Raw genomic sequence first — 20462 nt, 5'->3', positions numbered from 1 at the left:
CCGGCGTCATCCCCGCGCAAAGGCGAAGCCTTTGTCGCTGGAGGTGCTCGCCGCCTTCGGCGAGCCTCGAAGGATGGGGTTACGGCAGTGCATGCGGCCATCCTTCGAGGCGCGCAAGGGCGCGCACCTCAGGATGACGTGGGCGCGCGTGGAGAGATCCTGCAGGCTACAGCCCCAGATACGCCTTGCGCACGTCGGGATTGCCGGTGATCTCGGCGGCGGTGCCCTGCATCAGCACGCGGCCGGTTTGCAGGATGTAGGCGCGGTCGGCGATCTCCAGGCACTCGGCCATGCGCTGCTCGACGATCAGGACCGTCATGCCGGCGTCGCGGATGCGCTTCACGGCCTGGAATATCTCGTCGACGAGTTTCGGCATGATGCCCTGCGACGGCTCGTCGAGCATCAGGAGCCGCGGCCGCGTCATCAGCGCGCGGCCGATCGCGAGCATCTGCTGCTCGCCGCCGGACAACGTCTCCGCGCGCTGCTCCAGCCGCTCGCCGAGCCGCGGGAACAGATTGAACACCAGATCGAGCGGCGCATCGCGGTCGGATTGGCTGCGATAGAGATAGCTGCCGAGCCGCAGATTGTCGCGCACCGAGAGCCGCGGAAACAGCCGGCGGTTCTCCGGCACGAAGGCGATGCCATCAGCGGTGATGACGTGCTGCGGCTGGCCATCGATGCGCTTGCCGTCGAAGGTGACGGTGCCTGCGCGCGGCCGCTCGGCGCCGGCGATCGATTTCAAAAGCGTCGACTTGCCCGCGCCGTTAGCGCCGGCGACGCAGACGATCTCGCCCTTGGTGACGTCGATCGACACCGAGGAGATCGCAACCAGGCCCTGATAGGCGGTGGTGACTTCACGCACCGACAGCATGACGATCCCCGAGATAGGCAGAAATGACTTCTGGATTGCGGACGACCTCGGTCGGCTTGCCCTCGACCAGCACCTTGCCGAGATTGAGCACGATGGCGCGGTCGACCAGCGGCATCACGATTTCCATCACATGCTCGACCATCAGCACGGTGACGCCGGTGGCGCGCACCTTGCGCACCAGCTCGACGCCGGTCTGCGCCTCGACCGGCGTCAGTCCGGTCAGCACTTCGTCGAGCAGTAGCAGCTTCGGCTCGGTGGCGAGCGCACGGGCGACTTCGAGTCGGCGCTTCTCAGACGGGACGAGATCGGCGGCAAGCTTGTCGGCGCGCGCCGCAAGTCCGCAGAACTCAAGGACCTCATAGGCCTTCTGTCGCGCGATGCGCATCTTGGTGTTGCGGATCAGCGCGCCGACGATGACGTTGTCGATCACCGTCATGGTCTCGAAACTCTTGACCACCTGAAAGGTGCGCCCGACGCCGCGCTGGCAGCGCTCCGCCGCCGGCAGCTTTGTCACGTTCTCGCCGTCGAACATGATCGAGCCTTGGGTGGGCGGCAGCACGCCCGCGATCAAATTGAACAGCGTCGATTTGCCGGCGCCGTTCGGGCCGATCAGGCCGACGATCTCGCCGCGGCCGACCGAGATCGAGACGTCGCTGTTGGCGACGAGGCCGCCGAAGCGCTGCCAGACGCCGCGGGTTTCCAAGAGCGGGGTTTCCAAGAGCGCCGTCATCGCGCGGCCTCCTTGCGCCCGGAGAGCATGCTGAACACGCTGACGAGCCCCTTCGGCAGTGCGAGCGAGATCGCGACGATCAGCGCGCCATAGACGATCAGGTCGACGCCGCGGCCGGAACCGCCGACAAAGGACCGCGTCAGTTCGGTCAGCGGGATCAGGATCACGGCGCCGAGCACCGGCCCCCACAGCGTGCCGATGCCCCCTAACACGGCGGGCAGCGCCATCAGCAGCGAGAACTGGAAGCCCATCACGCTTTCGGGGTCGATATAGGAGACGAACTGGGCGTAGAAGCTGCCGCCGACGGCGACGAGGAAGGCCGAGACCGCCGCCGCGCCCATCTTGGAATTGAATACGACGACGCCAAGGCTTTCGGCCGCATCGGGATTATCCTTCACCGCGCGCCACCAATAGCCCCATTTGGAATCTTCCAGCCACCAGGTGACGAGCCAAGCGACGCAGGCCAGCGCCAGCGCGAAATAGAAGTACGGCAGCTTGGAGCGGGTGAACTGGAATTTCAGCCAGCTGTCGCCGCGCACCGGGATATCGATGCCGAGGGCTGCGCCCGCCCAATCCCAGTTCTGGATCAGGAGCAGCGCGATCTCGGCGATCACGATGGTCGCGATCACGAAATAATGCCCGCGCAGGCGGAAGCAGGGATAGCCGAGCGCCATCGCGATCACCGCGGAGATCGCCCCGCCCGCCAGCATGCCGAACCACGGCAGCACGCCGAACTTGGTGAACAAGAGTGCGGTGGTGTAGGCGCCGAGCCCGAAATACAGCGCATGGCCGAGCGAGATCTGTCCGCAATAGCCGGACAGGATGTTCCAGCTCTGCGACAGCGCGGCATACATCAGGGTCAAGACCATGATGTTCTGGATGTAGACGTCCTTGACGAACAGCGGCACTAACGCTGCGATCACCGCAAGGCAGGCCGCCACGATCAGGTCACGCCTGCGGCGTTGGGCGAAGTGGGTGTCCATCACATCGATCCGAACAGGCCACGCGGGCGGATGAAGACGACCAGGAGATAGACGGCGTAGATGCCGACCGATTTCAGCGACGGCGGCAGGATCATCGCGGTGGTCGCCTCGACCAGGCCGACGATGATGCCGCCGGCAAAGGCGCCGAACACGCTGCCGAAGCCGCCGAGCGCCACGGTGACGTAGGCGATCAGCGCAAACGACGCGCCGACGTCGGGATAGACATAGAAGAAGATCGCCATGATGGCGCCGGCCAGGCCGACCAGCGCCGCACCAAGGCCCCAGCCGAGCGCGAACACCCGGTTCTTGTCGATGCCGACCAGCGCCACCGCGCCGGCGTCTTCGCGCGTCGCCTCGAGCGCACGGCCGAAATCGGTGCGATTGATGAAGAAGTAGAGCGCGACGAAAGCCGCGATCGACAGCATCGCGCCGATCAGCTGCGGCTCCGGCAGATAGATGCCGCCAATCGAGATCGTCTTGCCGCCGACCCAGGAGTTGGTGACGCTGCGGTAGTCGGGCGTGAAGAAGAACTGGGCGAGGCCCCGCATCACGATCGCAAGACCGAAGGTGGAGAAGATCTGCACCATGCCGGCATTGGCCTTGGCGCGCATCGCAAAGCGGACCACCAGCAGGTAGACCACCGCGCCGAACACGAACAATGCCGCGGCGACCAACGGCGCCGCAAGCAAGGGATCGATCGCGAAGAACGCGAACAGAAAGAAGGTCACGTACATCGCGATCATCAGGAATTCGCCGTGCGCGAAATTCACGACGTCCATCAATCCGAAGATCAATGCGAGGCCGGCGGCGATCAGTCCGTAGAGCAGCCCCATCAAGAGGCCGCTCGCCAAACTCTGGATAATGGTCTCGGCTGTCACCGCTGCGCCCCAGTCAACATGTTTCTCCCGCGTCGTCCTGGCGAAGGCCAGGACCCATAACCACAAATGCATCGGTAGAAGGACCAACAACCAATCATCGCAAAACGCCTGCCTGTGTTACGCGATGAGTGCACGCACTCGCGCGGGGCGTCCCGGGTCGCGCTTCGCTTGCCCGGGACGACGTAGGGACGCGTCCGCCCGATCAGCTGTTCATCGGCCAGATCGCCTCGGAGACGGCGGCCTGCTCGGGGAAGATCGTCACGAAGTTCTTCGCGGTATATTGCAGCAGCACCGGATCGGCGAAGTTGTTCTGCCCCATCTCGTCGAACTTGACGCGCCGCCACGGCATGATGGTCACGTCGCCCGGCATGTCGGTGGCGACCAGCGCCTCGCGTATCTTCTCGCCGTCGGTCGACTTGGCGCGGTTGATGGCGTCGGCCATCACGATCAGACCCATGAACTGGCGCGACGAGTAGTCGTTGAAGTCCTTGCCGGACTTGGCGCGGTACATCTCGTTGATGAGTCCGACCATCGGCCGCTTCTGCGCCAGGTCGAGCGAGAAGCTGCCGCGCGAGATCACGCCCTCGAGCTTGTCGCCGACCGCGTCATACGTCGCCTTCTCCGAGAAGCCGGCATCCTGCGCCATGATGTTCTTCGGCTTGTAGCCGAGCTCCGCCATGGTCTTGACCAGCAGGATCGAGTCGGTGGTGTAGCTCGACGGCATCAGAACGTCGGCATTCGCCGCCTTGAGCTGCTGCACCTCAGCGGTCAGCGATGGCGAGTTGGCGCGGTACTTGATGTCGGCCACGATCTTGTAGCCGCGCTCGCCGGCGAGCTTGGTCTGGGCGTTCGCCGAATCGGTGCCGAAGATGGTGTCCTCGTGGAACAGCGCCAGGGTTTCGATCTTCTGGCCCTTCTTCTTCATCGCATCGAAGAAGTCGAACATCGCGGCCGAGAACATCTCGTCATGCGGCGAGGCGCGGAAGTAATACTTCAGGCCGCGGCGATGCAGGCTCGGCGAGGAATTGTCGGCCGAGATGAACGGAACGCCGTAGCGCTCGCAGGTCTGGCTGACGGTGACGGCAACCGCGCTCTGATAAGTGCCGACGACGGCACAGACCTTCTCCTGGGTGATCAGGCGCTCGGTCTCGGCGCGGCCCTTCTGCGGATCGGCCTGGTGGTCGGCGAACACGAGGCGGACCTTGGCGCCGCCGAGGCCGGACAAGCCCTCGCCCTTGGCGAGCGGCAGCGCGAAATCATAGTTCTTGTTGATGATCTCGGCCGCGGTATTGAAGGCGTGCTGCGCGTCGACGCCGATCGCGGCGCTGGAGCCGGACAGCGGATAGATCACGCCGATTGCAACTTCGCTTGTCTGCGCGCGCGCGGCCATCGGACCGAGCGCAGCGGCGGCAGTGGCACCCAGCAACACGTTACGGCGAGAGATCGTCATCGAAATTCCCCTTAGGTCAGCTTGTTATTATCGATGTGATGCTTGTAGCGCGCAGTAAAGCCTCAATGAATTGCACGAATTGCCTATTCAGAGCACAGCGAGCTGCCTGTTCCTGAGATCGGTCACCAGCATCAGGCCCGGCGAATGCGTGATTGCGAACGGCAGCTTCGCATTTGCGATCACCGATTGCGGCGTGACGCCACAGGCCCAGAACACCGGGATCTCGTCATCGGCGACCGGCACCGCATCACCATAGTCGGGCTTGGCGATATCCTTGATGCCGATCGCATGCGGGTGGCCGAGATGGACCGGTGCGCCATGCACCGACGGGAAGCGCGAGGTGATCTGCACCGCGCGGATCGCATCCGCCGGCTTGAACGGGCGCATCGACACCACCATCGGTCCCGCGAACGGCCCCGACGGCTGGCAGGCGATGTTGGTCCGGTACATTGGCACACGCAGGTTGCGTTCGATGTGACGGATCGGCAGCCCGTCCTCCAGCAGCGCTTCCTCGAACGAATAGGAGCAGCCGAGCACGAAGGTGACGAGATCGTCGCGCCAGTATTTGGTGATGTCAGTCGGCTCGTCCGCCACCTCGCCGTCGCGCCAGACCCGGTAGCGCGGCACGTCGGTGCGGATGTCGAGGTCGAGGCCGAGCGCGGGGATTCTGGGATCGCCAACGTCGGACATGCCGATGATCGGGCACGGTTTTGGATTGAGCTGGCAGAAGCGGTGGAAGGCGCCGGCGAGTTTCTCCGGCAGGATCGCCAGATTGCCCTGGACGAAACCGTTGGCGAGCCCGGCCGTGGTGGCCGAGGCCATGCCGTTGCGGCTGGCGCGCCGCGCTTCGACGCTCGCCAGCACCGGCTCCCCCTGAGATCGCTGCACTGCCGCAAAAACAGTCATGGGATTCTCCTGCCCATAATCTCGACAAGGACAAACCAACACCAAGCGTGATATAATGTCTAATCGTCCTTTCTAATCAAAATCGATAAATAGAATTTATCGATCGGGGATATGCTTCCAATGACGGACTTCCGCTCGATCGAAACCTTCCTCTGGGTCGTCAAGCTCGGCAGCTTCCGCGGCGCCGCCCAGCGGCTCAACACCACCCAGCCGGCGATCTCCCAGCGCATCGCCCAGCTCGAGCGCGAGATGGGGGTCAAGCTGTTGAACCGCGATCACCGGGTGGCCTCGCCGACGCCGAGCGGGCGGCTGATGATGACCTACGCCGAGAAGCTGATCGGCCTGCGTTCGGAGATGATGGCGGAGGTCGGCGACCGTTCGGCGATGCGCGGCGCGCTGCGGCTCGGTGTCGCGGAGACCATCGTGCACACCTGGCTGCCGCGGCTGGTCAAGAGCGTCAACGAGATCTACCCGAACCTGTCGCTGGAGATCGAGGTCGACATCACGCCGAACCTGACCCCGCGACTGCTGGCGCAGGAGATCGAGCTCGCCTTCGTGCTCGGACCGGTCTCGGCGTCCGGCGCGCACAATCATGTACTGTGCGATTACCCGATCGGCTTCCTGGCGAGCCCGTCGCTCGGCCTCGGCCCCGGCCCGGTGGCGCGGCGGGATCTGGCGCGGTTTCCGATCATCACGTTTCCGCGCAAGACTCAGCCCTATGAGACCGTGCGCGCGCTGTTCAATGCCCCCGATCTGCCGCCGATCCGGCTGCACGCCTCGACCTCGCTCGCGACCGTGATCCACATGGCCAATGAAGGCCTTGGCATTGCGGTGATTCCGTCGGCGATCGTCGAGAACGAACTCGCAGACGGCCGCTTGCAATTGCTCGATACCGACCTCAAGCTGCCTCCCCTCACCTTCACCGCGAGCTGGCTCGCCTCCCCCGATGCGGTCGCCATCGAACGTGTCGCCCATCTCGCCAGGCAGATCGCGCAGGCGAGCGTGGCGGTTGACGCGATGGAAGCGGCGCGCCATTGAACGAGTGCCGGATAATCAAACGTCATTCCGGGATGGTCCGAAGGACCGGACCCGGGATCTCGAGATTCCGGGTTCGATGCTGACGCATCGCCCCGGAAAGACAGCTGAAATGGACTGACGACATGAGCCGAGCCGCCACCAACCTGCAGATCGATTCCGCCCGCCTCTGGGGCACTATCCACGAAACCGCGCAGTTCGGTGCAACGCCAAAGGGCGGCGTGCGGCGGCTGACCCTCAGCGCCGAGGACAAGCAAGTACGCGACTGGTTCCGCAAGGCGTGCGAGAGCGCCGGCCTCGAGGTGCAGGTCGATGCGCTCGGCTCGATGTTCGGGTTGCGGAAAGGACGGGATATGTCGAAGCCGCCGATCGGCGTCGGCTCGCATCTCGACACCCAGCCGACCGGCGGCAAATATGACGGCATCCTCGGCACGCTGGCCGCGCTCGAGATGGTGCGCACGCTCAACGATGCCGGCATCGAGACCGAGCTGCCGATCTGCATCTGCAACTGGACCAACGAGGAAGGCTCGCGCTTTGCGCCGGCGATGATGGCCTCGGCCGCTTACGTCGGCGATTTCACCACCGACGACATTCTGTCGCGCAAGGACGCCGAGGGCGTCACGGTGGCGCAGGCGCTGGATTCGATTGGTTATCGCGGCGATGCCCCGGTCGGCCGCCAGAAGTTCACCAGCTTCGTCGAGCTGCATATCGAACAGGGCCCGATCCTGGAGGCCGAGGGCAAGACCATCGGCGTGGTCGATTCCGGCCAGGGCGTGTTGTGGTACGACGGCAAGATCACGGGCTTCGAGAGCCACGCCGGCTCGACCCCGATGCCGCTGCGCCGCGATGCGCTGGCGACACTGTCGGAGATCGTGCTGGCGATGGAAAGCATCGCCAAGAAGCACGGGCCGAAGGCGGTCGGCACCATCGGCGAGGCCGTGATCGCAGCGCCCTCGCGCAACGTCATCCCCGGCGAGATCGCCTTCACGGTGGATTGCCGCAGCGCCGACGCCGCGATCATGGACGCGCTGGATCGCGACCTCCGTGCCGCCGTCACCGAGATCGCAGCAAAGCGCAAGGTCGAGGTCCAGCTCGACCTGGTCTGGCGCAAGGCGCCGACGCATTTCGATCCGAAGCTGGTCGACGCGGTGGAGAACGCGGCCCAGCAGCTCGGCTATTCGCACCGCCGCATCACCTCCGGCGCCGGCCACGACGCCTGCAACCTCAACACGGTGATGCCGGCGGCGATGGTGTTCGTGCCCTGCAAGGATGGCATCAGCCACAACGAGCTGGAAGACGCCACGCAGACCGACTGCGCCGCCGGCGCCAACGTCCTGATGCATACGGTGCTGGCGCTCGCCGGCGTCGCATCCTGATCATCCCTTCTTCCTTCGATGGAGGCTTTCGTGCGCGCAGTGTTTGTCGACGCCAATGAATCGCTCGCTGTCATCACGGAGCGGTTGGAGAAGTCAGGCGATCCCCAGATGCGGATCAACCGCAACCCGGACATCAAGCCGGAGGATTATCCTGCGGTGCTCGACGGCGCCGAGATCGCGGTCGTCGATCACACCGCGCTTCCGACCGACGTCGCGAAAAAATGCGCCGGCCTGAAGCATGTCGTGTTCCTCGGCACCGGCGCGCGGAGCTACATGAATCCGGAAGAGCTGGCCGAGCTCGGCATCTCCGTGCATCTGATCAAGGGCTATGGCGACACCGCGGTTGCGGAATCCGCGATCGCGCTGATGTGGTCGTCGGCGCGGGTGATTGCGCAGATGGACCGCGAGATGCGCGCCGGCAACTGGCTGCGCGAGGACGGCATGCAGCTCACCGGCAAGACGCTCGGCCTGGTCGGCTTCGGCGGCATCGCCGCCGAGGTCGCCCGCATCGCGCTCGGCAGCGGCATGAAGGTGATCGCCTGGAACCGGTCGCCGAAGAGCCATCCGGGCGTCGAATTCACCGAGCTCGACACCGTGCTGGCGAACAGCGACGTGGTCTCGATCCATCTGCTATTGAACGACGAGACCCGCGGGATGATCACGCGCGACAAGATCGCCAAGATGAAGAAGGGCGTGGTGCTGATCAACACCGCCCGCGGCGCGATCGTCGATGAGCAGGCGATGATCGATGCGCTCAACTCCGGCCACATCCGCCACGCCGGCCTCGACGTCTACAACATCGAGCCGCTGCCGAAGGATCATCCGCTGACGAAGATCCCGAACGTGACGCTGTCGGCGCATTCGGCGTTCCGCACGCCCGAAGCGAGCGAGAACCTGATCCACGCGGCATGGGAGCATTGCCGACGGATCGTGAAGCAATAATCATCGACGTCGTCCTGGACAAGCGAGCGTAGCGAGCGCGATCCAGGACCCATTACCACCGGCCTGTGTCATCGCGCAGGGCGGTGGTCAGACCTATCAAGCCAATAAGCACTCGGGGTAATGGGTCCTGGCTTTCGCCAGGACGACCCCGTCGTTGACAGCGCAGCCTAATCCACCATCTCCGCCACCGCCTTGCCGCAGGCCGTGGTGTCGGCATTGCCGCCGAGGTCGCGGGTGCGCAGCGTGCGTTCGCCGAGCGTGCGCTCGATCGCGCCGACGATGGCGCTAGCTGCCTGCTTCTCGCCGAGGTGCTCCAGCATCATCGCGCCCGACCAGATCATGCCGATCGGGTTGGCAATGCCCTGCCCCGCGATATCAGGCGCCGAGCCGTGCACCGGCTCGAACACTGACGGGAAATTGCCTTCCGGATTGATGTTGCCCGACGGCGCGATGCCGATCGTGCCGGTGCAGGCCGGACCGAGGTCGGACAGAATGTCCCCGAACAGATTGGAACCGACCACGACGTCGAACCAGTCCGGATGCAGCACGAAGTTCGCGGTGAGAATATCGATGTGGTACTTGTCCCACTTCACGCCGGGATACTTCTTGGCCATCGCCTCCACGCGCTCGTCCCAATAGGGCATGGTGATGGAGATGCCGTTCGACTTGGTCGCCGAAGTCAGATGCTTCTTCGGCCGCGACTGCGCCAGGTCGAATGCGAATTTCAGGATACGGTCGACGCCAATACGGGTCATCACGGTCTGCTGCGTGACGAATTCGCGGTCGGTATCCGGGAACATGCGGCCGCCGACCGAGGAATATTCACCCTCGGTGTTCTCGCGCACCACCCAGAAATCGATGTCGCCGGGCTTGCGGCCCGCCAGCGGCGACGGCACGCCGGGCATCAGCCGCACCGGGCGCAAATTGACGTACTGGTCGAACTCGCGGCGGAATTTTATGAGCGAACCCCACAGCGAAATATGATCCGGGATCTTGGCCGGCCAGCCGACCGCGCCGAAATAGATCGCGTCGTGCTTGCCGATCTGGTCCTTCCAGTCGGCCGGCATCATCTCGCCGTGCTTCTCGTAATAGTCGTAGGAGGCGAAGTCGAAATGGTCGAACTTGACGTCGACGCCGTGCTTCTTCGCCGCCGCCTCGATGACGCGCAGGCCCTCCGGCATCACTTCCTTGCCGATGCCGTCACCGGGAATGACCGCAATCCAATACTGCTTTTTTGCGCTGCTCATCGAGAACACCCTTGTGATTTGCCCGGCCGGCAATGCCGCCTATCCTGATGGTCCTGCAATGGACCAAACTTCGCGCGAGCGCAACGCTGCAGTGCAGTGTTGACCGCGGCGCGACCCTGACCCACCAATTTCGCGGACATCCCACTCCTCATACCAAAGCGAGACATCCCATGGATCTGCATCTGCGCGGCAAGCGTGTCCTGATCACCGGCGCCTCCAAGGGCATTGGCGCGGCCGCCGCCGAAGCCTTTGCCGAGGAAGGCGCCAATCTGCTGCTCGCCGCTCGCAACGGCGAGCAATTGAAGGCGCTGGCCGATCGGCTGCGCTCGGCGCATCAAATCGATGCGGCGATCAGCGTCGTCGACCTGCGCAAGCCCGAGGATCTCGCGCGGCTGGCCAAGGAAGCGGCCGATATCGACATCCTCGTCAACAATGCCGGCGACATCCCGGGCGGCTCAATCGACAAGATCGACGAGGCGACCTGGCGGCACGCCTGGGAGCTCAAGGTGTTCGGCTACGTCAATTTGACGCGCACGATCTATGCTCAGATGAAGGCACGCGGCGGCGGTGTGATCGTCAACGACATCGGCGCGGCCGGCGAGAAGTTCGACGCCAACTACATCTGCGGCAGCGCCGGCAATGCGGCGCTGATGTCGTTCACCCGTGCGCTCGGCGGCAAGAGCCTCGCCGACAACATCCGGGTCGTCGGCATCAACCCCGGCCCTGTCGGCACCGACCGCCACGTCACGCTGCTCAAGACCCGCGCCAAGAACCAGTTCGGCGACGAGAACCGCTACAAGGAATTCCAGAAGGGCCTGCCGCTCGGCCGCCCCGCGCATGCGCGCGAGATCGGCGATCTGATGGCGTTCCTCGCCTCCGATCGCGCAGGCTATACGTCGGGCGTGATCTACACGGTGGATGGCGGGCTGACGTCGGGGTGGGGCTGACCCTCTCCGCGTCATTGCGAGCGAAACGAAGCAATCCATAGTCCCGCAGCGGGAACATGGATTGCTTCGTCGCTTCGCTCCTCGCAATGACGGCCTAGTCGGCTGTCCGCTCGCACAATTGCCGGATCAGCGTGGTGATGCGGCCTTGTGGTGCCAGCATCTGGTTCATGATCGAGAAGTGGTCGGCGCCGGCGATCTCCTCATAGGTCACCGGCAAGCCGTAGCGGGCGCGATGGCCGGCGAGATCGGCGGTCTGCTTGCGCAGCAGCGGCAGTTCGGCACTGCCGACCACCAGCGACAGCGGTTTTGCCGTGCCACCTTGCTGCATCATCGGCGAATTGCGCCGCGACGTGGCTTCGTCGAGCTTGAGCTTCTCGTTGAGGTAGGACTGCCTGATCGGCTCGAGATCATAGATGCCGGAGATCGCCATGCCGGCCCGGACATGGGCGTTCGACAACGCCATCGATGTCAGATGGCCGCCGGCCGACCAGCCCGACACGACGATGCCTTCGGCAGCGGCACCGAGCGCGGGCAACTGCCCGGCCAGAAAATCGATGCCTGCGTGAATCTCGGCGACGATGTCATCGAGCGTCGCATCCGGCGCCAGCGTGTAGCCGATCAGGGCCACATTGATGCCGTGCGCCATCGGCCCCTCCGCGAAAATCGTGAACACCTCCTTGGCGCGGGTCTGCCAATAACCGCCGTGGATGAACAGCAACGTCGGCGCGCCATCGCGGGCTTTGAGGAAATCGATCCGGTTGCGCTCACGCGGGCCGTATCGGAGGTCGAGATGCTCGGGATGTTTCTGCCGCAGCGCCGCGGAGCGCTGCTCCCAGCCGGCGACGATTTCGGCGCTGCCCTTGACCGCAACGCCATTGTTCAAGCCGAGGTCCCGCTCCTGCTGGCTCATCGCGCGCCAGTCCAGCGCGGAAAACAACGCTGCCATCCCTGCCTCTTCGGTTCTCGTCGCATTGCCACGACGGCAGGAAATGTTCTACAGCACAAGCAAACGGAAGACATAGGAGCAACGGCGCATGGCTGATCAGGGCTTGGTGAAGGAAACGGCGTGTGCCGTCGTCGCGAAACTGAAAGCCGGCGACGTCACGCCGCTCGACCTGCTCGACGTGCTGGAAAAGCGCATCGCCGAGGTCGACGGCAAGGTCAACGCGCTGCCGACGCTCTGCTTCGACCGCGCCCGCACCCATGCCAAGGCCCTGATGCAGAAGCCGGCCAGCGAGCGCGGCCTGCTCGCGGGTCTTCCGGTCCCGATCAAGGACCTCACCGCCGTCTCCGGCGTGCTCACCACGCTGGGCTCGCCGATCTTCAAGGACAACATCCCCGCGAAGTCGGACATCCTGGTCGAGCGCCTCGAACAGAACGGCGGCGTGATCTACGCCAAGTCGAACACGCCGGAATTCGGCGCCGGCGCCAACACCTTCAACGAGGTGTTCGGTCCGACACGCAATCCCTGGGACACATCGCGCTCGGCCGCCGGCTCCTCCGGCGGTGCCGCAGCGGCGCTGGCCAGCGGCACCGCGTGGCTCGCCCACGGCTCCGACATGGGCGGCAGCTTGCGCAACCCGGCGAGCTTCTGCGGCGTCGTAGGCCTCCGGCCGTCGATCGGCCGGGTCGCCCACACGCCGAAATTCGGGGTCGACCGCACGCTCGGCGTGCAGGGACCGATGGCGCGCAATGTCGAGGACCTCGCGCTGCTGCTCGATGCGATGAGCGGCGAGCATGCCGCCGATCCGCTGTCGCTGCCGGTGCTTCCGACGTCGTTCCTGTCTGCGGCACGTTCCGGCAGCAAGCCGAAGCGCATCGCCTACTCACCCGATCTCGGCATCACGCCCGTCGATCCCGAGGTCAAGGCCGTGACCCGCAAGGCCGCGGAGCGGTTCGCGGAAGCCGGTGCGATCGTCGAGGAGGCGCATCCCGACTTCCACGAGGCCCATGAATGCTTCCACGTGCTGCGCGCGTTCGATTTCGCGATCAGCAAGGCCGAATTGCTGCGCACCAAGCGCGACCTGCTCAAGCCCGAAGTGATCTGGAACATCGAGGAAGGGCTGAAGCTCACCGTCGAAAAGCTCGAGCGCGCCGAGGCGCAGCGTGTGGCGATGACCGCGCGTGCGCTCGAATTCTTCGAGAGATACGATTTGCTGCTGGCGCCCGCGACCATCGTGCCGCCATTCCCGGTCGAGAACCGCTATGTCGCCGAATGCGACGGCAAGAAGTTCGACAATTACGTCGAATGGCTCGGCATCGTCTATGCGATCACGCTGGCCTGCTGCCCGGCGCTGTCGCTGCCCTGCGGCTTCACTGTGTCTGGCCTGCCGGTCGGCCTGCAGATGATCGCCAAGCCGCGCGCCGAGGCGCAGCTTCTCGCCGGCGCGAAAGTGCTGGAGGACATTCTGGGCGTGCGTGGCACCACCCCGATCGATCCGCGGCCTCCGAGATAAGGCGTTCTACGCCTTTTCCTCCGTCGCATGCAGCGCGACAGTGAGTGCGAGCTTGGTCTGCTCGACGATCTCGTCCATCAGTTCCTCGCGGCTGATCTGGCCGACCTCGCCGGTGAGCAGGCCCTGCTCGGCGAGCATCACGATGCCGTGGAGCCCGGCCCAGATCTTCAGCGCCTGCCGTTCGCGCAACAGCCCGACGGCCGGTGCCTCGAACGACTCGATCAGCAGCGCCAGCGTTTCCATCGCTGCGACGTGCAGCTCGCTGCCCACGGGCGCGCAGGCCATGGTTCTGGACGCGAACATCAACCGGTAGATGCCGTGGCGCTCGAGCCCGAAGGCCAGCGCAGCCTGGGCAAAGCGCGACAGTTTCGAGCCCTTGCCGGGCCGCTCGATCGCCTCGCGCATGATCACGTTGAACTGCCGGAACGCTTCCGCGGTCACCGCCTCCAGCAACGCCTCGCGGTCGGCGAAATGCCGGTACGGCGCCGGCTGCGAGACGCCGAGCTGCCTGGCCAGCGCCTTGATGCTGATCGCTTCGGGGCCACCGAGCTCGACCTCGCGTAACGCCGCCTGAATCAGGGCTTCGCGGAGGTCGCCATGGTGGTAGGTTTTCAACGGCTTACGAACGATTTGTCCCATTGCGGCAATGATTGCTCGAGTGTGATGCCCATCGAGAGGACAGGATAGCGAAATCAAAGGCTTACGTCACCCCTTCGAATGGGGGATGCGATATCCGCAATGCCGGTGGCGGCGACCTGCCGGATCCTCCGGCCATATCCGCGAAGCTTGCCTCGTTCGCCCGGGCGCTTCACTTCTTCTTGCCGCGCCTGCGGCGGCAAGAAGCCGAACCGAGTTCGGTTTGCGCAAGATGAAGCTCAACTGTTGGCTGCATACTTAGCGAAGTAAACCGAATAGGGCCGCAAAATGTTTACCACTCCCGCAAATCACCTCTGAGCCTGTGAACGATCTCACTAACGAACGACCGCAACGGGTCTAGCATGCTGGTTGCAAGGATCGAGAATACCACTGCACAGGTCGCATCCGTTCCGAAGCCAGTATTGGGCAAGGAGGAAGGCATGCAAGACAAACGGTTCGATCAATATTTCTAGTTTTTCCAATGCATCTTGATGCCGGCGCAAACTGCGACCGCAATTATCAATCCTGGGAACTTCCCAAACTTGCTCATCGTGCGACCCGCGCCTTCGAATGGAAGTATCGCGTGACCGCGAATTGACGGATGAGCAGCCACCAATGGCTGAACTCGATTTTTCGGTATCCCTCCATCTGGAGAGATCCCGCGCAACTTTCATCGGCGAGGCGGCTTCACAAATTCTCTGAGCGCCGTCGATCGCCGCAACCCAAGCGGAGTATCATTATGGTGACGCCAGTTGGACCGCTTTTCGCAGTCGGCAATCAGGTCGTGACGAAATCTGGGTGGCGTATCAGCTACTGGGTCGATGCGCACAACCAGCAACTGCAGGCAGCCGGGCAAGCGCCGGTGTATTACTGGCTGCCCGAGCAGGTCAATCTCGCGCGGAAGCCCAACGGCGACTACAAGTTCAGCATGATCCACTTCGCCGGCGTGCGATCGAGCGGCACCACTGTCGGCGAAACCAGTTCCGACAACGAAGTGGCAGGCGGGCTGATCAATTTCGCGACGACTGCGGCGCCGCCGGACAACGTGCTGGCCGATGCCCATGCGGCGCTGATCGATCAGGTTCGCAGCCATGACAATCCGCTGTGGCGATACACCTCGAATCAGAAGCCCTGGTTCACTTTCATTCCCATCGTCAGCAATCAGTGCGTGCTCTCCAACACCCTGCCGGGCGACAGCCGTGGCATTCCGGCCGTGATGTCGAGCAAGAGCCCAATCGCAGGAGCGCCACCGACGATCGGGCTCAACCGCTCCTATCTGCCGGCGGGAGTCATGCCCCGCACGGTGCCGCAGAGCTATCGCGGCACCAACATCGACCCGATGTTCGTGAAGCTGTCAGGGCAAGGCCCCGGCACCATCGATCCAGGCGCGGAGAAGGCTTACAGCGCGCTGCTCGGCAGCATCCCGGCGGCGGTTGCCTATAACGGCTTTCATAATCTCGGCACCGGCGTGATGAACGTGACGCAGAACATGATGGTCCGGGTGGTCAGTCCCCTGATGACGATCGATATCACCGGTCATTGGTCGAGAATCCAGGATCACTTCTCAGGTGCCGGACACGCCGGCGGTCTGTTCTGGAGTGCCGACATTCAAGCCCAATACGACAGCCTCCGCGAATCCGGCGACATCGAGGTCCATACATTCGTCGACCAGTCGCTGCCTGGGGCAGACAAGCTGCAAGAATATATGGACAAGCGGAGCGACTTGATCTTCCAGAAGTTCATGGACCTGGCGAAGCAGGTGATCTTCGACCCGGCACCATTCAACGAGCAACCGGCACAGGCCAGTGGCGGCTTCCTCGGCTTCGGTGGCGGCGCCGCGTTCAAACTGCGCGAGCAGCGCACCAACCTCGATCTGGAGTATCACGAGACCAAGGAAATCGCCTACCTGCAGAACTATCAGGTCGGCGGCACGCTCGACGGCGTGGCGGATGAAATCCGGGCCAATCCCGCCAAGGACAAGGTCTACTTCCTTACGGTCGATATCGGCGACTGGGACCGCAAGGTCGCGCGCGTCTTCAAGCCGGTGGTGAACTGGCCGGATCCGACGCAGAAGTGGGTCGGTGAACCCGTGGCATTCCTGTCCTGTCAGGTTGGCTATCCCAACGCCGACGGCGCCCTGCAATGGGATGGACACGTATTCAGTCCGTCCGATGGACCGGACGCCCATTTCGATACCGCGACGTTCATGAAGCAGAAGAGCGACGTTGCCCATCCGCCGGCGGGCTGGGAGCCGGACAAGATGTTCCTGAAGCGGCAGATTCACTTTACCGAGCCGCCGAGCGAATTCGAGAATCCATATGCACGCGTGCAGGTCGAGAAGGACATCGTCGATCTCGACCCAAGCCCGCTCGGAACGCCCGACAACACAATCGCGGTTGAAGTCCGCGTCGAGGAAGCCGGCACGCTCTCGGTCGGGCCGATCCTGCTTGGCGCCAATCTGACCGACGACACCCAATACGTCGAGGTGACGATGCAGGCGCTGGGCAAGCGCGACGACGGCAATGACCGGGATCCGGTCAAGTTCACCTTCAAGTTCGCGGATCAAAACACGCCGCGCTACTGGCTGGTTTACACCGGGCAGAAGAATTTCGTGCCGAAGTTTCAATATTCGGTTCGCGTCGTGGTCAAAGGCACGCTGTTCACCCACGGACAGGAATGGTCGACGACCACTCCGATCTCGACGGGCGGCAGCGGCGGGCTGATGGTGACGGTACCGACGCCGGATGATCCCAACGTCACGAAGAAGGATGTCCCGTTGTCTGCGATCGCCTCAACGACAACTGGACAAGGTGCGCCGGCAACGCCGCCGCCCTCGACCGGTCACGTCGTACCTCCGCCCAGTACGTTGAAACCAACGGCGCCTCCGCCGACCGGCAAGGGCGCGCCCGGTTCCGGCGGCTATGGCGAAGTCGGCGGCTGGGCGGCGTCCCCCGGAGATGGCGGCGCATCGAAGGGTGCACCGGCTCCAAAGGACGAGGTTGTGTTTTCGAGCTTCGAACCAGCCTAGTCGGGCGGAGCAGCCATGTCTGCCCTTGGACCACACATCGCGCCGAGCACGACATCCGGCTGGAGCAGGCTTGATCTGCCGGGTCCAGCATCGGTCCAGGTGCGGCGTACGAGAGATGGTTACGACCATCTCTCGGGCAAGCCGCGGGTGGCGCGCGACATCGCCGGCCGCCCGCGGGTGGCGTTGACACTGGTGCTGTCGCGCATGCCGACGCTCGACGACGCCTCCATCGCACCGCTGGTGACATGCGGTTCGCTGTCGCTGGTGATTGCGTTCGAGACCCCCGAACAGGACATCGCGGCCCTCGCCTCGCGGCTGGACGCACCATGCCGGAAGCTGTTCGTCCGTGCCGGCCGGTGCTCGCTGCGTGACAGTCGCGCATTCTATGCCGGCACCGACCTGTTCGGAACGCGGGTCGAGGGCACCATCGCCACGTCCCTGCCGCCGGAAGCCGCGCTCGACGTGCTCTACGCGTTCGACCGACGGGCATCGCGGCTTCGACTTGTGACCGAGATCGTCGACGGTCCACCAATTGACGATTTGTCGCTCGACCTCGTGCTTGGCGGGATTCTCGATGGCCTGGATCGCAACCTTTATTTGTCTCTGCTGGTCGTGAATGCCGACGGCACCGCGAACCGTGTGCCGCCGTTGCGGAAGAACCTGTCGGGCGGTGAAACGGCATTGCGGGCGGCGCCGGCGGCGGTGCCGCTTGTTGCAATGAACAACCGGCTCACCTCCCTGCCGTTCGCGATGACAGCAAGCCACATCGTGCAGCCTTCGGCGGCCGCGCTGATCTCGGGCGGCGCCACGAGCCAGGGCATCGCTCTCAATGCGCACGCACATACGTTCATCGGCAACGATATGTACGTGCTGCCGCTGCACCTCGATGATACCCAGTCTCCCACCCAGAACTACCCGGTGGTGTCCGATGTCGCCGCGCATTGGTGGCCCGATGCGCTCGACCCGAAGGCCGGCTGGTATGCACCGACCTTCACATTGGTGAAGCCGGCGGCCAGCGACAATGCCGCGAACGCGGCGTTCTCCTTTGTGCTGGCAAAAACCGGCTCGGTGCTTGGCTCGGACGGCACCGCAAGAACCGGATTGACAGCAACCGTGCGGCTCACCGTCAAGGCCGCGATGACACCAGAGACGGCCGCCGCCGCCGCCAATCCGGATCGCAAGCTGCAAGCGGTTCCGTTGCAAAATCTGTCATGCGCGCTGCAGATTCCGTATCGCCGTGCGGGCACCAGCGAGATTCAATCCCAGCGATTTCCCGGGACGGTGTCCCAGACCGGCGACCAGATCACGATCACCGTTGCGTTGCTCGACGACTGGGTGCGGCTGACCTATGCGTCACTGGCATTTCCCGGAACCGGTGAGCCGCCGCGCGTCGTCGTCTCCTACGCTTTCACCTCCTACCAGTACATCTTTTACAGCCCCCAGACGTTCCACGTGATCGGAGGCGGCCTCGTCCACCAGATTGCCAAGGTGGCCACCGTCAACGATCTGCCGGCGCAGGTGCGCGGACCAACGCTGGTCAGGCAGGACCTGAAGATCGTCAGTGCGTCTGGTTCGGTGCAGTTCGACCGCGAGAGCCCTTCGATTGCCGGACGGGCACCGGCGACACCGGCCGTCTCGCACCTCACGGTCACGCCAATACCGCCTGCGGACATTCAGCCGCATCTTATCCCGGCAACAATCACTCCGCACCGGACGCTGGTGACGCGTTCGTTGGTACGCGAGGAGACCACCGACGCTTCGCTGCCGTGCGGCAGCTACGGGAACTTCTATCTCCAGCGCAATGACGCCGGGGTTGCAACAGCGATCGGCTGCCAGGATTCCCTGAAGCTCGGCGAAACCGCGCTGAAAGCATTCGATGAAGTCACCACGTTGCGTGATCCGGCGTTCCGCGTGTTTCGCTCGCTGCAACAGCCAGGACGCTTCATGGTCGCGCCGACCGCGTACCGGGTCGGGCGTTTCGGCGACGGAAGCGGCAGCAAGGCCTTCCGACCGATGATCATGCTGTATGGCCTGCTCGATGTCGATCCGGCGAACAATCGGTACGCCTTGACCACGACACTGATTCCGGACGTCTCTCCCGGGGCGTTGCTGCAGCTCGGCGCGAAGCTTGTCGCCCTGACGCCGTCGGGCAGCACGCCGGCGATCGTCTATCCGACGGATCCGTTCGTCGCGGCCACGGTCGGCTATTCGTGGGCGTTAACCGCCGAATTGGGCACGCCGCAAGCAGTCACCGTACTCGACGCCATCACCATTACTCTCAGCCTGCCGCTGGCCAATGCCGCGCTCCTTACCGCCGTGCTCGATCGCACCGGCATTCAGGGCGGCGTTACCTTCACGCTGCCGGACGGCAGCAGCGTCAACGCCGCGCTGATCGTCGACAGCAATGTGGTTGGACCTCCCGAATCCGGCCCGGTGACGGTGGCACTGCAAGGCGACACCGCGACACTCACCAATCGCACACAGCAGGCCATGAACGTCACGGACCTGGTCACGTCGACGGCAAGCGGGACAAGCCAGGTTGTGGCCGTAAACACCACGCTCGCGCCAGGGACGACCGTCACCGCGAAAGTTGATCCGGCGACCACGCGAGCGTTTGCCAACGCCACCGCAGTCGCTGCGACGTCGATCGAGGAGCTTGACGTGTTCGTCGAAGACGTCACCAGCACCGTGACGTTCATCAATCAGCTCAACTTTTCCAACCATCAGTTGACTGCACTTGCCGTCCAGGCACGCCTCGAGGGAAACAGCCACATCGAGACCATCAGTCTGGCTGAAGCCAGTACGGCCGACGCTTCGTTTACGCTGCCGATCAACGACTATCTGGCACATCAGACACTGCAGTTCGCGCTGGTCGAGACCCGCGCAAGCGGCACGCTCACGACCGCCTGGCGCAATTGGGACCTTAACAAGGGCAGCGTCATCGGAATTACCGCTGATCTTCTGTAGGAGGAGAATG

The 20462-nt window shown here is 64.0% G+C and carries 16 protein-coding genes; 7 read left to right on the top strand and 9 right to left on the bottom strand.

The genetic code is table 11. The features are described from left to right. Positions 1-166: 166 nt before the first annotated feature. The 6 genes from JQ573_RS06585 to JQ573_RS06560 form a co-directional block, all read right to left on the bottom strand. The gene (locus JQ573_RS06585; protein ID WP_212311178.1) at positions 167-871 is read right to left on the bottom strand and encodes an ABC transporter ATP-binding protein; all 705 of its coding nucleotides are present in this window, start codon (positions 869-871) and stop codon (positions 167-169) included. After that, positions 855-1601, bottom strand: coding sequence for an ABC transporter ATP-binding protein (locus JQ573_RS06580; RefSeq protein ID WP_212311179.1), 747 nt, complete (start codon positions 1599-1601; stop codon positions 855-857). Before JQ573_RS06580 ends, JQ573_RS06585 begins: the two co-directional genes overlap by 17 nt. Further along, positions 1598-2584 carry a branched-chain amino acid ABC transporter permease gene (locus JQ573_RS06575; RefSeq protein ID WP_176532650.1) on the bottom strand — a complete coding sequence of 329 codons (987 nt, stop codon included), beginning with the start codon at positions 2582-2584 and terminating at the stop codon, positions 1598-1600. Before JQ573_RS06575 ends, JQ573_RS06580 begins: the two co-directional genes overlap by 4 nt. Next, positions 2584-3462 carry a branched-chain amino acid ABC transporter permease gene (locus JQ573_RS06570; protein WP_212311180.1) on the bottom strand — a complete coding sequence of 293 codons (879 nt, stop codon included), beginning with the start codon at positions 3460-3462 and terminating at the stop codon, positions 2584-2586. The genes JQ573_RS06575 and JQ573_RS06570 overlap by 1 nt, the downstream gene beginning before the upstream one ends. 202 nt (positions 3463-3664) lie before the next feature. After that, positions 3665-4912 carry an ABC transporter substrate-binding protein gene (locus JQ573_RS06565; protein ID WP_176532652.1) on the bottom strand — a complete coding sequence of 416 codons (1248 nt, stop codon included), beginning with the start codon at positions 4910-4912 and terminating at the stop codon, positions 3665-3667. 87 nt (positions 4913-4999) lie between these two features. Beyond that, positions 5000-5818 (bottom strand): putative hydro-lyase, encoded by an 819-nt coding sequence (locus JQ573_RS06560; RefSeq protein ID WP_212311181.1) that lies wholly within the window; start codon positions 5816-5818, stop codon positions 5000-5002. 120 nt (positions 5819-5938) lie between these two features. On the opposite strand from JQ573_RS06560, the gene JQ573_RS06555 reads away from it, so the two are divergent. The 3 genes from JQ573_RS06555 (at position 5939) to JQ573_RS06545 (ending at position 9171) form a co-directional block, all read left to right on the top strand. Continuing rightward, positions 5939-6856, top strand: a complete 918-nt coding sequence (locus JQ573_RS06555) for a LysR family transcriptional regulator (protein ID WP_212311182.1) — start codon at positions 5939-5941, stop codon at positions 6854-6856. Positions 6857-6978: 122 nt separating this feature from the next. Continuing rightward, complete coding sequence (locus tag JQ573_RS06550) at positions 6979-8229, top strand: Zn-dependent hydrolase (RefSeq protein WP_212311183.1); 1251 nt, start codon at positions 6979-6981, stop codon at positions 8227-8229. Between the two features lie 30 nt (positions 8230-8259). Then, positions 8260-9171 (top strand): NAD(P)-dependent oxidoreductase, encoded by a 912-nt coding sequence (locus JQ573_RS06545; protein ID WP_212311184.1) that lies wholly within the window; start codon positions 8260-8262, stop codon positions 9169-9171. Positions 9172-9338: 167 nt separating this feature from the next. Here JQ573_RS06545 and JQ573_RS06540 read toward each other — a convergent pair whose 3' ends face one another. Then, the gene (locus JQ573_RS06540; RefSeq protein WP_212311185.1) at positions 9339-10418 is read right to left on the bottom strand and encodes a tartrate dehydrogenase; all 1080 of its coding nucleotides are present in this window, start codon (positions 10416-10418) and stop codon (positions 9339-9341) included. Positions 10419-10588: 170 nt separating this feature from the next. On the opposite strand from JQ573_RS06540, the gene JQ573_RS06535 reads away from it, so the two are divergent. Beyond that, the gene (locus tag JQ573_RS06535; RefSeq protein WP_212311186.1) at positions 10589-11365 is read left to right on the top strand and encodes an SDR family oxidoreductase; all 777 of its coding nucleotides are present in this window, start codon (positions 10589-10591) and stop codon (positions 11363-11365) included. A 94-nt stretch (positions 11366-11459) separates the two neighbouring features. Here JQ573_RS06535 and JQ573_RS06530 read toward each other — a convergent pair whose 3' ends face one another. After that, positions 11460-12311, bottom strand: a complete 852-nt coding sequence (locus JQ573_RS06530) for an alpha/beta hydrolase (protein WP_212311187.1) — start codon at positions 12309-12311, stop codon at positions 11460-11462. Positions 12312-12399: 88 nt separating this feature from the next. Here JQ573_RS06530 and JQ573_RS06525 point away from each other — a divergent pair, with 88 nt between their 5' ends. Continuing rightward, positions 12400-13821 carry an amidase gene (locus JQ573_RS06525; protein WP_212311188.1) on the top strand — a complete coding sequence of 474 codons (1422 nt, stop codon included), beginning with the start codon at positions 12400-12402 and terminating at the stop codon, positions 13819-13821. 6 nt (positions 13822-13827) lie between these two features. Here the strand turns inward: JQ573_RS06525 and JQ573_RS06520 are convergent, their stop codons facing one another. Next, positions 13828-14460, bottom strand: a complete 633-nt coding sequence (locus JQ573_RS06520; protein WP_212311189.1) for a TetR/AcrR family transcriptional regulator — start codon at positions 14458-14460, stop codon at positions 13828-13830. 736 nt (positions 14461-15196) lie between these two features. On the opposite strand from JQ573_RS06520, the gene JQ573_RS06515 reads away from it, so the two are divergent. Both JQ573_RS06515 and JQ573_RS06510 read left to right on the top strand, forming a co-directional pair. Next, positions 15197-17485 carry a hypothetical protein gene (locus JQ573_RS06515; protein ID WP_212311190.1) on the top strand — a complete coding sequence of 763 codons (2289 nt, stop codon included), beginning with the start codon at positions 15197-15199 and terminating at the stop codon, positions 17483-17485. 147 nt (positions 17486-17632) lie between these two features. Next, complete coding sequence (locus JQ573_RS06510) at positions 17633-20452, top strand: hypothetical protein (RefSeq protein ID WP_212311191.1); 2820 nt, start codon at positions 17633-17635, stop codon at positions 20450-20452. Positions 20453-20462: the final 10 nt, after the last annotated feature.

The organism is Bradyrhizobium sp. AUGA SZCCT0105, from assembly GCF_018129565.1.
Lineage (GTDB): Bacteria > Pseudomonadota > Alphaproteobacteria > Rhizobiales > Xanthobacteraceae > Bradyrhizobium.
This window is presented reverse-complemented; position numbering and strand designations above follow the sequence as displayed.

Coding starts and splice junctions, on each gene's coding strand:
- JQ573_RS06580 (WP_212311179.1), bottom strand. CDS start 1,601: ATGACGGCGCTCTTGGAAACCCCGCTCTTGGAAACCCGCGGCGTCTGG.
- JQ573_RS06525 (WP_212311188.1), top strand. CDS start 12,400: ATGGCTGATCAGGGCTTGGTGAAGGAAACGGCGTGTGCCGTCGTCGCG.
- JQ573_RS06560 (WP_212311181.1), bottom strand. CDS start 5,818: ATGACTGTTTTTGCGGCAGTGCAGCGATCTCAGGGGGAGCCGGTGCTG.
- JQ573_RS06520 (WP_212311189.1), bottom strand. CDS start 14,460: ATGGGACAAATCGTTCGTAAGCCGTTGAAAACCTACCACCATGGCGAC.
- JQ573_RS06530 (WP_212311187.1), bottom strand. CDS start 12,311: ATGGCAGCGTTGTTTTCCGCGCTGGACTGGCGCGCGATGAGCCAGCAG.
- JQ573_RS06585 (WP_212311178.1), bottom strand. CDS start 871: ATGCTGTCGGTGCGTGAAGTCACCACCGCCTATCAGGGCCTGGTTGCG.
- JQ573_RS06550 (WP_212311183.1), top strand. CDS start 6,979: ATGAGCCGAGCCGCCACCAACCTGCAGATCGATTCCGCCCGCCTCTGG.
- JQ573_RS06565 (WP_176532652.1), bottom strand. CDS start 4,912: ATGACGATCTCTCGCCGTAACGTGTTGCTGGGTGCCACTGCCGCCGCT.
- JQ573_RS06575 (WP_176532650.1), bottom strand. CDS start 2,584: ATGGACACCCACTTCGCCCAACGCCGCAGGCGTGACCTGATCGTGGCG.
- JQ573_RS06535 (WP_212311186.1), top strand. CDS start 10,589: ATGGATCTGCATCTGCGCGGCAAGCGTGTCCTGATCACCGGCGCCTCC.
- JQ573_RS06540 (WP_212311185.1), bottom strand. CDS start 10,418: ATGAGCAGCGCAAAAAAGCAGTATTGGATTGCGGTCATTCCCGGTGAC.
- JQ573_RS06515 (WP_212311190.1), top strand. CDS start 15,197: ATGGTGACGCCAGTTGGACCGCTTTTCGCAGTCGGCAATCAGGTCGTG.
- JQ573_RS06555 (WP_212311182.1), top strand. CDS start 5,939: ATGACGGACTTCCGCTCGATCGAAACCTTCCTCTGGGTCGTCAAGCTC.